We start from the raw sequence: 12,208 nt of genomic DNA on the forward strand, positions 1-12,208 counted from the left end.
AATCTGATGTGCCGTCAGTAAATCCGCACCGCGGCACGCCACGACCGGCATGAGGGGAACTCGAGGTGTCGTACCAGAAACGCAGGGTCGCGCTCGCGCTTGCCACGGCCTTGGCCGGCGGCTCGGCGGTGCTGATGGCCGCCCCCGCCGCGCAGGCCGAGGTCCAGGACGTCAACTACCAGTGCAAGACGCCCATCGGCAACAAAGGCGCGGTATCGCCGATCGATATCAAGAGCGTCAAGAGCGGCAGCGGCTACAAACTCACCATGTCCTTCCAGAAGGGCGTCTCCTCCAGCCCCGTGGAACTGGGCAAGGGCGCGATGAAGCCGAGCGCGCTCATCAAGCTGGGCGGGGCGGAGAGCGGCACGGTGCCGGTCTCCGGGGCGCCCAACGACAAGGCGATCCCCGCCAACACCCCCATCAAGATCAGTGACCTGTCGGGGACGTACACGCCCAAGAAGAGCGGCAAGGTCACCTTCACCGCCGGTGTCCTGACCATCAAGGCGCTCGGCACGACGACGACGTGCACGCCGTCCAACAGCCCCAAGCCCTCGCTCTCCCTCGACGTCAAGGGCTCGGGCGGCGGCGGCACCACGGGGGGCACCACCGGCGGATCCGGCGGATCCGGTGACGACGCGGGCTCCGGCGGCTCGGCGAGCGCACCCTCCGGCGGCGAGGAGCTCCCGCAGACCGGACCCGCGGACTCCGCCATCGCGCTCGGCACCCTCGGCGGCACGGTGCTGCTCGCGGGCGCGGCGGGCGCGCTCTGGCTGACCCGCAGGAACCAGGCGGCCCGGTCGCGCTAGGCGCGGTGCGCGGTGCGCGGCGTCGTGGGGACGTGGTGGCCGCGCCCCCGCCCGATCTCCGCGCGCGCGTACGACGCGTTCAGCGCGCGTACGACGCGTACAAAACGTACGAAGATCCAGGAGCCGCCGATGCCGTCGCTGCTGTCCGTTGCCCGTGCCCTCACCGTGGCCCTGGCCTTACTGGTGACGGGCGTGGCACCGGCGACTCCGGTGTTCGCCGACGACTCCGGAGCGTGGTCCGTCGCGCCCTCCGCGGGAGGAGGGACCCGGCCGGCGAAGGACGGGCGGCCCTACTTCTATGGGGAGGGCACGCCCGGCTCCGTCCTGGAGGACACGCTCACGGTCACCAACCCGGGGTCGAAGCCGCGCACGGTGGAGCTGAGCGGCGCGGACGCGGACAACACGCGGGGCGGCGCGTTCTCGCTGGAGCGGGGCAGGCCCAAGGACACCGGCTCCTGGATCACGTTCGCCGAGCGCGAGGTGAAGGTGCCGCCGCGCACCCGCGCCGAGGTGCCGTTCAGCGTGAGCGTCCCCGAGAGCGCGGCGCCGGGCGACCACCCCGGAGCGATCGTCGCGCGGGAGGGAGGCCGTGACGCCGGGGTCCGCGTGCATCTGCGGGTGAGCGGTCCGACGCTGTCCGCGCTCACTGTCGAGCGCGTGCGGGCCGCGGGCGGGCGCATCTCGTACGACGTCGTCAACCGCGGCAACACGGTCCTGACCCCCAGGCTTACGGTCCACGCCGAGGGGGTGTTCGGACCGCTCCTCGACCGGCGGCCCCGCACGCTTCCGGTGGAGCTGCTGCCCGGCCGCAGGGTCAGCCTGACGGAACCGTGGAAGGACGCCCCCGCGCTCGACTCCGTCGAGGTCACGCTCACGGTGACGGCGGCGGGCGGAGCCCACGGCAAGGCCACGGCATCGGCCCGCTTCGTGCCGTGGGGAGCGGTGGCGGGCGTGGCCGCCGGGGTGCTCGGCCTGGTGGCGGCAGGCGTCTGGTTCCTGCGCAAACGGTCCGCGCACGGACGCGAGGGGACGGCGACGACCGGGGACGGGCCACCGGACGAACCTGAACAGGGCGTTACGGAGCCGGAGTTGGCGGGAGTGGGGACGGCAGAGGGAGAGCAGCTGTGAACGGCAACCCGTTGTGGGCAGTCAAGCGGTACATCGCCGCAACCGCCGTGCTGGCGGCACTGGCCTTCCTGCTGCTCCCGGCGGCGGGGGCCACCGCCGCCGGGAAACCGTCCGTCACCCTCTCCAAGTCCCAGGCGGGCAAGGGCGGTGACATCACGGTCAAGGGCAAGGGGTGGCGCCCGAAGGCCCTCCTGATGATGCTGGTCTGCGGCCAGTCGACCCCGGCCGCGGGCGTGCCCGGCGGCACGAACTCGTGCGCCAACGACATGGGCCGCGCCGTCACCACGGACGACAAGGGGACCTTCAGCAAGAAGCTTCCGGTGGCCGAGCCGCCCAAGCCCTGCCCCTGCGTGGTCCACGTGGCCACGGTCACGGGGGAGAAGGCGCAGGCGGACGCCGTCTTCAAGGTCGCGGGACATCCCGTCAGGCCCCTGCCCAAGCAGGAGGGCGGCGGGAAGCTCTCCGTCCTCACCGACACGCAGCTCGACGGCTCCAGCGGTGTCCTGACCTGGTTCGGTGCCCCGCCGTCCCGCACGTTCGTCTTCACCGTGGGCAACGTCGGCTCGGCCCCGGTCAAGGACCCCGTCTTCCAAGTGGGCACCTCCCACGGCGTGTTCGCCCCTCAGTGGGAGGAACAGCAGTGGCGCGGCACGATCGCCCCGGGCAAGAAGGCCCAGATCAAGCTCCCGGTCGAGCTATCGGCCGGGGCGCACGGCAGCTATCTCGTCTCGCTGAAGTTCGGCGGCAAGGTCCTCGCCGAGCAGCCCTGGGACGTAGGCAGGCCGTGGGGCGTCACCGTCTTCTGGATCCTGCTCTGCGTCGTCGTGCCCGCCGCCGTCTTCCGCATCGGCATGGCGGTGGTGGACAGGCTCCGCCCGGGCCGCCGCCGGGGCAGCCGCGGCTCCCGCCCCGCCGGACGCCATCGCACCGGCAGGATCGCCGAACTCACCGACCGGCTGCCGAAGTTGAGGCTGCCCCAGGGGGCGGTCGCGGCGGACGAGGCGGCCCGTACGCCCCGTACGAAGCCGCCCCGCGAGACCGGCAGGTCCGCCACAGGCGCAGGCGCAGGTACAGGTACAGGCGCAGGTACAGGCACGAACACGGGCACCCTCCCGTGGTTCACCCCTGACACAGACCCCGGCACCGGGACCGCACCCGCCGCCGGACAGCTCTCCGCACCGTCAGAGAACAGCCCGACGACGAAGGGAAACACGTGATCAGCACACGACGGAGAGCGGGCGCGGCCTCGGTCTCGCTGCTGCTCGGCGGGGCGGGGATCCTGCTGGGCGCGAGTCCCGCACAGGCGGCCGAGGTGGCGTACAAGACGGAGTGCATCCCGCCGCCGATATCGGGTCTTCCGGCGGTGCAGGGCACCACGAAGGTGGAGATCACCGCGCCGGCCACCGCGAAGGTGGGCGACGAGGTCGATGTCGTATGGAAGACCACCGAGGCCGCGTCCAAGAACCCGGACATCCTCGACCTGGACAAGGACACGGTGAAGCCGACCGGCACCATCAAGCTGGGCGGCGGCCAGACCGGCGACCTGGCGGTGGCGGGCGAGCGGGTCAATCCACCGATCAAGAAGAACAGCCCGATGATCCTGTCCGACATGAAGGGCAAGCTGAAGCTGACCAAGGCGGGCGACATCACGCTCACCCCGGACGCGTACAACATCAACGTCAGCAAACCGATGTCGACCGACACCAAGTGCACGCCCAAGGAACAGGCGAAGGCGGGCGCGACCATCAAGGTGACGGACGGCGCGGGGAGTTCGGGCGGCACGACGTCCGGTACGACGTCGGGCACCACGTCCGGAAACACGAACTCGGGCGGCAACACGGCCGGGAGTACGGGCGGCGACTCGTCCGGCGGCTCCACCGGCGGGGACGACGGCGGCAAGACCGACTTCCCCGGCAAGGAGGTCCAGACCCCCTACAAGTGCAAGACGCCCATCGGCGACAAGGACGCCACGTCCCCGGTGCAGATCAACGCCAAGAAGGACGGCGGGAATTACGCCCTCACGGTGAAGTTCAAGAAGTCCGTCATGGACAGCCCCGCCGACATCCCCGCGGATTCCGTGAAGCCGTCGATGGCGGTCAAGCTGGGCGGTGCGGACAAGGGCACGGTCGCGGTGGAGGGCCCCACGAACAAGGAGCCCATCAAGTCCGGCGACCCGATGACCATCCCTGACCTGACCGGCACGTACAAGCCGGGCGCCGACGGCAAGTCGACGCTCTCGCCCGGCGTTCTCACGGTCAAGGCGCTCGGTACGACGACGACCTGCACCCCGTCCAAGTCCGAGGTGTCCCTGGAGATCGATACCGCGGCGCAGCCCGGCGGCGCGGCCGGCGGTTCGGGTTCGGCCGGTGGCTCCGGCTCGGCGGGTGGTTCCACCACCGGCGGCGGTGGTGCGACCGGTGGCGGTCTCGCGGAGACCGGAGCCGACGACAACGGCACGCTGCGGGCGCTCGGCCTCGTGGCCGGCACGGTGATCCTGCTGGGCGGTGCGGTGTTCACGTTCCTCCCGAGGCGGAGGAACGGCCTGCGCTGAAGCCCCCGCAAGGGGCGCGGGGAACTGCGCGACCAGCCGTCGACGGCCTGTAGAGGCGTACGGTCCGGACCACGCAGACGCGTCTGCCTCCGGCGGTCCGCCGGCGGGTGCGGGCACGATGTGCTTGCTCGCGCAGTTCCCCGCGCCCCTGAAGGGGCGTCCCCTGGACGCCTCGTCAGGCGTGCCGCCGCAGCCAGCGGAGGACCGCCTGGGCGAATCCCGGGCGCTTGAGAAGCTCGCCCCCGTGGGCCGTACCCGGCTCGATGCGTACGGTGACGTCGCGCAGCCCCGCCATCGTCTGCGCGTGCGCGAGGTCCGTGGAGTGGGCGACCGGCACGAAGTCCGCCGCCGAGTGCGTGAGGTACAGGGGCGCGTCGTCCTTGCCGGAGGCGTGCGACTTGGCCACCAGGTCGACCCACTTCTTCCAGCACGGCCCGACGGCACGGTCCGGCGCACACCCCGCGAGCAGCTCCGACGTCCCCCGCAGCTTGCGCTGTGCCCCGGAGGCGGCCCGCATCCCGCCGTCCTTCCAGGCACGGTAGGGCGAGGCGACCGGCGAGAGCGCCACCACCCCGCGCACCCGCTTGCGTCCCGCCCCGTAGGTCGCGGCGCTGACGGCGAGATGTCCGCCCGCGGAGGACCCGAGCACCACGGGGGTGCCGCCGCCGCGCCGCTTCACCCACCGCAGGGCCGCGAGCACGTCGTCGCGCTGCGCGGGCCACGCGGCGTCGGAGGCGAGCCGGTAGTCGGTGTCGTAGACGGTGAACCCGCGTGCCGCGAACCACCGGGCCCGCGCGCTCCAGTCGGTGTCCCGCACCCAGGAGCCGCCGTGCAGGATCATCAGGGCGGGGCGGCCGGACCGGTCGCCGTACACGGTGATGTGCTGGCGCGCGTGACCCCCGTAGGAGAAGGTCCGGCCCGGCAACGGATCGGGTGCGGCCTCGACGGCGGCACTGGACGACAGCAACGCCACGCACAGGGCGAGGACCGGCAACGTACGACGCATGGCCAGATGCTCCACCGCCCGGCCCCGCCACCGGCACAGAAACGTTCCGCGTCACCGCCACGGGTGAGCGAACGATCTCTTGTTCGCGCGAGTGGACGAACGCGAGGGCCGCCGCACCCTCGGGTGCGACGGCCCTCACGCAGTGGTCCTACCGGCCCGCTGGGGGCGTGGCGGGCGTCAGTTGACGGAACCCATCAGTTCCTTGACCTTCTTGCGGTTCATCCAGATGCCGAGGCCCGCGATGACCGCGATGACCGCCTCGACGGTGACCGCACCCGATGTGTTCAGGTTGACCCCGAGCTGCGGGGAGGTCAGCAAGCCCGTCACGGAGTCGCCCGCGGTGACCGCGAGGAACCAGACACCCATCATCTGGGCGCTGTACTTCGCCGGGGCCATCTTCGTGGTGACCGAGAGGCCGACCGGGGAGAGGCAGAGCTCGCCGACGGTCTGGATGAAGTAGATCGCCACCAGCCACATCGGGCTGACCTTGCCGCCGTTGTTGGCGGTGTCGATCAGCGGGATCAGGAAGACGGCGAAGGAGATGCCGATCAGCGTGAGGCCGGAGGCGAACTTGACGGCCGTGCTCGGCTCCTTGCCCCGCTTGTTCAGCCACAGCCACGCGGAGGCGACCACGGGGGCGAGCGCCATGATGAAGATCGGGTTCAGCGACTGGTACCAGGAGGTCGGGAAGTCGAACCCGAGCAGGTTGTTCGTCGTGGAGCCCTCGCCGAAGATCGACAGGGTCGAGCCGTTCTGGTCGTAGATCATCCAGAAGACGGCGGCGGCCAGGAAGAACCAGACGTAGCCGGAGAGCTTGGACTGCTCCAGCTTCGTGAGCTCCTTGTCGCGCTTCATGCGGACCAGGACGGTGATCGGGATGATCAGGCCGGCGATGGTGAGCGGCATCAGCGCCCAGTCGGCGAAGTTCCCGGTCACGGCGAGGAACGTGTAGAGCGCGGCGGCCACGATCAGCCAGATCAGACCGGTGCGCAGGGCGGCCTTGCGCTCCAGCTGCGTCGCGGGCTTCGAGACGACGCTGCTCTCGCCGCTCAGGTGGCGCGAGCCGAGCATGAACTGGGCCAGGCCGAGCGCCATGCCGATCGCGGCGAGCGCGAAGCCGAAGTGCCAGTTGACGTTCTCGCCCACGGTGCCGATGGTCAGCGGGGCGAGGAAGGCACCCATGTTGATGCCGATGTAGAAGAGCGTGAAGCCGCCGTCACGACGCGGGTCCTCGGGACCGTCGTAGAGGTGGCCGACCATCGTGGAGATGTTCGCCTTCAACAGACCGGAGCCGAGGGCGACGAGCGCGAGGCCGGCGAAGAAGGACGCCGAGTTCGGCAGCGCGAGCGTGATGTGGCCCAGGATGACCACGCCGGCGCCGATGGCGACCGTCTTCCGCGGTCCCCAGAAGCGGTCGGCAACCCAGCCGCCGGGCATGGCGAGGAGGTAGACCATCGACATGTAGACGGAGTAGATCGCCGTCGCCGTCGTGGCACTCATGTTCATGCCGCCGGGGGCGATCAGATACAGCGGGAGCAGAGCCTTCATGCCGTAGAAGCTGTACCGCTCCCACATCTCGGTCATGAAGAGTGTGGCCAGTCCGCGGGGGTGGCCGAAGAAGGTCTTCTCAGAGCCAGGGGTACCGGCGGAGTCCTTCGTCAGGCTGGACGCCATGGGTCGATCCTTGTGGTTCGGGACGCGCGGCAAGAGCGTGTGCGCGCCCGGTGGGGGGCGGTCGGCACCGGGGTACAGCCGTCCACACCCCCACGCCCGGGGGGAGTTTCGCGCTCCGTGTCGAGGAGGGCGCTGGACGGTGACTCCGAGATCCACGCCCTGGCGCGTTTCACGCTCAGGGCCCGACCACAGGTCATTCCTTTCAAGGCTGGCAGAAGCCAACCCGCACATAAAAGAGACCTAAGGCCGCACAGCGGGCCAAAGGTCCTTGGGTAGTGCATCAGGCGTTGGGTCACCATACGCCACGACACTGCGGCATATGGAAGGACTTGAGAGATGGATCACAGGTTACGAAGGAACCGCCGACCCACATTTGAAGGTGATCCTTAGGATCGCACCCCATAGCCGCAGGGGGCGACCGTCAGTTGACGATCACCACGCGATCACCCCACGACGGTCCTCCGGCGCGGACTACCATCACCCCATGACCCGTGTACTGCTCGCCGAGGACGACGCGTCCATCTCGGAGCCGCTGGCCCGTGCCCTGCGCAGGGAGGGGTACGAGGTCGAAGTGCGTGAGGACGGCCCGACCGCCCTCGACGCCGGGCTGCAGGGCAGCGTCGACCTTGTCGTACTCGACCTGGGGCTGCCCGGAATGGACGGCCTGGAGGTGGCCCGCCGCCTCCGTGCCGAGGGGCACACGGCACCGATCCTCATCCTGACCGCCCGCGCCGACGAGGTGGACACCGTCGTCGGCCTGGACGCGGGCGCCGACGACTACGTCACCAAGCCCTTCCGCCTCGCCGAACTGCTCGCCCGGGTCCGGGCCCTGCTCCGGCGCGGCGCTGCCGAGCCCGCGCAGGCCCCGGCCACGCACGGCGTGCGCATCGACGTCGAGTCGCACCGCGCCTGGATGGGCGAGGAGGAGCTCCAGCTCACCGCCAAGGAGTTCGACCTGCTCCGGGTCCTGGTCCGGGACGCGGGCCGGGTGGTCACCCGTGACCAGCTGATGCGCGAGGTCTGGGACACCACGTGGTGGTCGTCCACCAAGACCCTGGACATGCACATCTCCTGGCTGCGCAAGAAGCTCGGCGACGACGCGGCGAACCCGCGGTACATCGCGACGGTGCGGGGCGTCGGCTTCCGCTTCGAGAAGAGCTGATCTCGCCCCTGGGCGCTGGACAGGCGTCCCGTCAGGGGCACGGCGGGGCCCGCGGACGCGTCTGCCTCCGGCGGGCTCCTGGCGGCTGCCGGTCCGTCGTGGCTGATCGCGCAGTTCCCCGCGCCCCTGGCGGGGCCCTGACCGGGCCCCCATCCGGGACACTGGGGGAATGCGCCGCCGTCTGATCAACTCCACCCTCGCCGTGGTTCTCGTAGTCATCGCCGTCTTCGGTGTCAGCCTCGTCATCGTCGAGACGAGAACGATCAGCACCAGCGCCCAGGACCGCGTCACCAGCGAGGCGCTCCGCCTGGCCAGCATCGTGGACAGCAGGCTCATCAGCGACGAGCAGATCAACGCGGAGATCCTGCGGGACGTCGCCGCGGTCGACACCGACCGCTACGCCCTCATCGAGATCCCCGGCCGCGCCCCCGTCGAGATCGGCACCCGCCCCACCGGCGACGTCATCCACGACACGGCCAAGGGCGAGGAGGGCGAGAAGGTCACCGTCGAGGAGCCGCGCACCACGGTCACCCAGGAGGTCGGCCGCACCCTGCTGATCATCGGCGCCGTGGCCCTCCTCGCGATCATCGCCGCCGTACTCCTCGCCGTGCGCCAGGCCAATCGCCTGGCCTCGCCGCTCACCGACCTCGCGGAGACCGCCGAGCGCCTCGGCTCGGGCGACCCGAGGCCCCGCCACAAGCGGTACGGGGTGCCGGAGCTGGACCGTGTCGCGGACGTCCTGGACGGCAGTGCCGAGCGGATCGCCCGGATGCTGACCGCCGAGCGCCGCCTCGCGGCCGACGCCTCGCACCAGCTGCGTACGCCCCTGACGGCCCTCTCCATGCGCCTGGAGGAGATCACCGTCACCGATGACCTGGACACGGTGAAGGAGGAGGCCACGATCGCGCTCGCGCAGGTCGAGCGCCTTACCGACGTCGTGCAGCGGCTGCTCACGAACTCACGTGACCCCCGCACCGGCTCCGCCGTCTCCTTCGACCTGGACGAGGTCATCAAGCAGCAGCTGGAGGAGTGGCGCCCGGCCTACCGCAGCGCGGGCCGCGCCATCGTCAGCTCGGGCAAGCAGCACCTGCGGGCCGTGGGCACGCCCGGCGCGGTCGCGCAGGTCCTCGCCGCGCTCATCGAGAACTCGCTCATGCACGGCGGCGGCACCGTGGCCCTGCGCACCCGTGTCACGGGAAACCAGACGGTCATCGAGGTCACCGACGACGGGCCGGGCGTCCCCGCCGACCTCGGCGCGCGGATCTTCGAGCGCACCATCAGCGGCCGGAACTCGACGGGCATCGGCCTCGCGGTCGCCCGGGACCTGGCCGAGGCGGACGGCGGCCGACTGGAGATGCTGCAGACCAAGCCGCCGGTCTTCGGCCTGTTCCTGTCCCGTACGCCGCCGCAGAAGCGGGACCGGGAGCAGCAGGAGACGGTGCGCTAGGGCCTAGCGGGTGCCGCGCACGGCGGGGCGCTTGCCGTCGGCGGGCGCCGACGCGGTCTCGTCCTCCAGGAACGATTCCGCACGGGCGACGGTCTCCCGCGCGGGGAGCGCCTTGAACACCCAGGAGCGGTACGACCAGAAGCGGAAGCAGGTGGCGATGCCGATGCCCACGAACTTGAAGACGTTGCGCTGCAGCGGGCTGTCCCAGTCGAAGCCGTAGATCGCCGCGTACAGGACGCCGTTCTCGATCACCAGGCCGACGGCGCTGAAGACCAGGAAGAGCGTGAGCTCCTTGGTGCGGGAGCTCTTGTCGCGGTCCTTGTACGTGAAGTAGCGGAAGCCCACGTAGTTGAAGGCGATGGCGACGACCGTGGCGATCACGTTCGCGCGCACGGCCTGCAGGTCGGTGGTGTGCCACAGCAGGTTGGAGACGCTGAAGTTCACCAGGGTGCCCAGTGCTCCCACGGCACCGAACTTGGCCACTTCGCGCGCGAGCTGGTCCAGTCGCACCCGTAGTGCGCCACGTTCCTTCATGGTGGTCGCCCCAACCCCCGTCGTCGATTCGTTCCGGTGTCTCGTCACGTCGACGTAATTGGTGATTCGGTCGCGTCAACCCAGCCATGCTAACCAGCGAGCCAGGTCCGTCGCGCGGGGACGCCTCCACACTGTGGCGGCTCTGTGACGGGAGAGCCCTTGTCGTGCGCGGAAACCGGCCGTTCCCGGATGGCTGATACGGGCCGATACCCTGGGGGTGTGACGTTCCCGGTAGTCGGCATGGTCGGCGGCGGTCAGCTCGCCCGCATGACCCACGAGGCGGGTATCCCCCTCGGCCTGAAATTCAAGCTCCTCAGTGACACCCCTCAGGACTCCGCGGCGCAGGTCGTCGGCGATGTCGTCATCGGCGACTATCGCGACCTCGACACGCTGCGCGAGTTCGCGAGGGGCTGCGACGTGATCACTTTTGATCACGAACACGTACCCACCGAGCATCTACGGGCCCTGGAGGCGGACGGCATCCCCGTGCGTCCGGGGCCCGACGCGCTGGTGCACGCCCAGGACAAGGGCGTGATGCGCGAGAAGCTCACGGAGATCGGCGTGCCGTGTCCACGCCACCGGATCGTGCGCGATCCGGCCGACGTGGCGGCCTTCGCGGCCGAAGGCGACGGGTTCCCCGTGATCCTCAAGACGGTGCGTGGCGGCTATGACGGAAAGGGGGTGTGGTTCGTACGTTCCGTCGAGGACGCCGAAGACCCCTTCCGGGCCGGTGTGCCCGTGCTCGCCGAGGAGAAGGTCGATTTCCGGCGGGAGCTCGCGGCCAACGTCGTCCGCTCGCCGCACGGCCAGGCCGTGGCCTATCCCGTCGTCGAGTCGCAGCAGGTCGACGGCGTCTGCGACACGGTGATCGCGCCGGCCCCCGGCCTCTCGGAGGACCTCGCGGGCCAGGCGCAGGAGCTGGCCCTCCGCGTCGCCAAGGAGCTCGGGGTGGTCGGCCACCTCGCGGTCGAGCTCTTCGAGACGCGCGACGGCCGCATCCTGGTGAACGAGCTGGCGATGCGCCCGCACAACTCGGGCCACTGGACGCAGGACGGGGCGATCACGTCCCAGTTCGCGAACCACGTGCGCGCGGTGCTCGACCTGCCCCTCGGTGACCCGCGCCCGCGGGCGAAGTGGACGGTCATGGCCAATGTCCTGGGCGGCGACTTCCCGGACATGTACCAGGCGTATCTGCACTGCATGGCGCGTGACCCGCAGTTGAAGATCCACATGTATGGCAAGGACGTGAAGCCCGGACGCAAGGTCGGCCACGTCAACACCTACGGCGACGACCTGGACGACGTGCTGGAGCGCGCGCGTCACGCGGCCGGCTATCTCAGAGGAACGATTACCGAATGACCGCACCTGTAGGACCTGTAGTCGGCATCGTCATGGGCTCGGACTCCGACTGGCCCGTCATGGAAGCCGCGGCCAAGGCGCTCGACGAGTTCGAGATTCCCTACGAGGTCGACGTCGTCTCGGCGCACCGCATGCCGCGCGAGATGGTCGCGTACGGCGAGGAGGCCGCGGACCGCGGTCTCAAGGCGATCATCGCGGGGGCCGGCGGCGCCGCGCACCTGCCGGGCATGCTGGCTTCGGTCACCCCGCTGCCGGTGATCGGCGTGCCCGTACCGCTCAAGTACCTGGACGGCATGGACTCGCTCCTGTCCATCGTGCAGATGCCCGCGGGCGTGCCGGTGGCGACGGTCTCGGTGGGCGGCGCGCGCAACGCGGGCCTCCTCGCGGCGCGCATCCTTGCCACGCACGACCCCGAACTCCTGTCCCGGATGCGGGAGTTCCAGCAGGAGCTGAACGAACAGGCCACGGAGAAGGGCAAGCGACTTCGCGCCAAGGTCGAAAGCATGGGTTCCGGCTTCGGCTTCGGCTCGGGAAAGTGAGC

General features: G+C 70.4%; 12 protein-coding genes. 8 read left to right on the plus strand and 4 right to left on the minus strand.

The annotated features are described in order from the left end of the window. The first annotated feature begins 65 nt into the window (after window positions 1–65). Window positions 66–806 carry an LPXTG cell wall anchor domain-containing protein gene (locus AB0E78_RS16480; protein WP_361832673.1) on the plus strand — a complete coding sequence of 247 codons (741 nt, stop codon included), beginning with the start codon at window positions 66–68 and terminating at the stop codon, window positions 804–806. On the opposite strand, the gene AB0E78_RS16485 is transcribed toward AB0E78_RS16480, so the two are convergent. Beyond that, a complete protein-coding gene (locus AB0E78_RS16485) occupies window positions 803–970 on the minus strand; it encodes a hypothetical protein (protein WP_361832675.1) in 168 nt (55 codons plus the stop codon). The genes AB0E78_RS16480 and AB0E78_RS16485 overlap by 4 nt on opposite strands. 28 nt (window positions 971–998) lie before the next feature. On the opposite strand from AB0E78_RS16485, the gene AB0E78_RS16490 reads away from it, so the two are divergent. Genes AB0E78_RS16490 through AB0E78_RS16500 form a run of 3 tightly spaced genes read left to right on the plus strand, consistent with a single transcriptional unit; the run spans window position 999 to window position 4,485 of the window. Beyond that, window positions 999–1,934 carry a hypothetical protein gene (locus tag AB0E78_RS16490; protein ID WP_361832676.1) on the plus strand — a complete coding sequence of 312 codons (936 nt, stop codon included), beginning with the start codon at window positions 999–1,001 and terminating at the stop codon, window positions 1,932–1,934. After that, window positions 1,931–3,151, plus strand: coding sequence for a hypothetical protein (locus AB0E78_RS16495; RefSeq protein WP_361832678.1), 1,221 nt, complete (start codon window positions 1,931–1,933; stop codon window positions 3,149–3,151). The genes AB0E78_RS16490 and AB0E78_RS16495 overlap by 4 nt, the downstream gene beginning before the upstream one ends. Continuing rightward, on the plus strand, window positions 3,151–4,485 hold the full coding sequence (locus AB0E78_RS16500; protein ID WP_361832832.1) for a hypothetical protein: 1,335 nt from the start codon (window positions 3,151–3,153) through the stop codon (window positions 4,483–4,485). The genes AB0E78_RS16495 and AB0E78_RS16500 overlap by 1 nt, the downstream gene beginning before the upstream one ends. Window positions 4,486–4,660: 175 nt before the next feature. Here AB0E78_RS16500 and AB0E78_RS16505 read toward each other — a convergent pair whose 3' ends face one another. Beyond that, a complete protein-coding gene (locus AB0E78_RS16505; protein WP_361832680.1) occupies window positions 4,661–5,491 on the minus strand; it encodes an alpha/beta hydrolase in 831 nt (276 codons plus the stop codon). A gap of 177 nt (window positions 5,492–5,668) precedes the next feature. After that, entirely contained in the window at window positions 5,669–7,165 is a 1,497-nt protein-coding gene (locus AB0E78_RS16510) for an oligopeptide:H+ symporter (protein WP_361832682.1), read from the minus strand. 484 nt (window positions 7,166–7,649) lie between these two features. Between AB0E78_RS16510 and AB0E78_RS16515 the strand changes: the two genes are divergently transcribed. Next, entirely contained in the window at window positions 7,650–8,327 is a 678-nt protein-coding gene (locus tag AB0E78_RS16515; protein ID WP_361832684.1) for a response regulator transcription factor, read from the plus strand. A 169-nt stretch (window positions 8,328–8,496) separates the two neighbouring features. After that, the gene (locus AB0E78_RS16520; RefSeq protein ID WP_361832686.1) at window positions 8,497–9,774 is read left to right on the plus strand and encodes an ATP-binding protein; all 1,278 of its coding nucleotides are present in this window, start codon (window positions 8,497–8,499) and stop codon (window positions 9,772–9,774) included. A gap of 3 nt (window positions 9,775–9,777) precedes the next feature. On the opposite strand, the gene AB0E78_RS16525 is transcribed toward AB0E78_RS16520, so the two are convergent. Then, entirely contained in the window at window positions 9,778–10,308 is a 531-nt protein-coding gene (locus AB0E78_RS16525; RefSeq protein ID WP_361832688.1) for a GtrA family protein, read from the minus strand. A gap of 189 nt (window positions 10,309–10,497) precedes the next feature. Between AB0E78_RS16525 and AB0E78_RS16530 the strand changes: the two genes are divergently transcribed. After that, window positions 10,498–11,667 (plus strand): 5-(carboxyamino)imidazole ribonucleotide synthase, encoded by a 1,170-nt coding sequence (locus tag AB0E78_RS16530; protein ID WP_361832690.1) that lies wholly within the window; start codon window positions 10,498–10,500, stop codon window positions 11,665–11,667. Then, a complete protein-coding gene (purE, locus tag AB0E78_RS16535) occupies window positions 11,664–12,206 on the plus strand; it encodes a 5-(carboxyamino)imidazole ribonucleotide mutase (RefSeq protein ID WP_361832692.1) in 543 nt (180 codons plus the stop codon). Before AB0E78_RS16530 ends, purE begins: the two co-directional genes overlap by 4 nt. The last annotated feature ends 2 nt before the right edge of the window (window positions 12,207–12,208 follow it).

This window comes from Streptomyces sp. NPDC032198 (genome assembly GCF_040636975.1).
Taxonomy (GTDB): domain Bacteria; phylum Actinomycetota; class Actinomycetes; order Streptomycetales; family Streptomycetaceae; genus Streptomyces.

Coding starts and splice junctions, on each gene's coding strand:
- AB0E78_RS16505 (WP_361832680.1), bottom strand. CDS start 5,491: ATGCGTCGTACGTTGCCGGTCCTCGCCCTGTGCGTGGCGTTGCTGTCG.
- AB0E78_RS16510 (WP_361832682.1), bottom strand. CDS start 7,165: ATGGCGTCCAGCCTGACGAAGGACTCCGCCGGTACCCCTGGCTCTGAG.
- AB0E78_RS16515 (WP_361832684.1), top strand. CDS start 7,650: ATGACCCGTGTACTGCTCGCCGAGGACGACGCGTCCATCTCGGAGCCG.
- AB0E78_RS16520 (WP_361832686.1), top strand. CDS start 8,497: ATGCGCCGCCGTCTGATCAACTCCACCCTCGCCGTGGTTCTCGTAGTC.
- AB0E78_RS16525 (WP_361832688.1), bottom strand. CDS start 10,308: ATGAAGGAACGTGGCGCACTACGGGTGCGACTGGACCAGCTCGCGCGC.
- AB0E78_RS16530 (WP_361832690.1), top strand. CDS start 10,498: ATGGCTGATACGGGCCGATACCCTGGGGGTGTGACGTTCCCGGTAGTC.
- purE (WP_361832692.1), top strand. CDS start 11,664: ATGACCGCACCTGTAGGACCTGTAGTCGGCATCGTCATGGGCTCGGAC.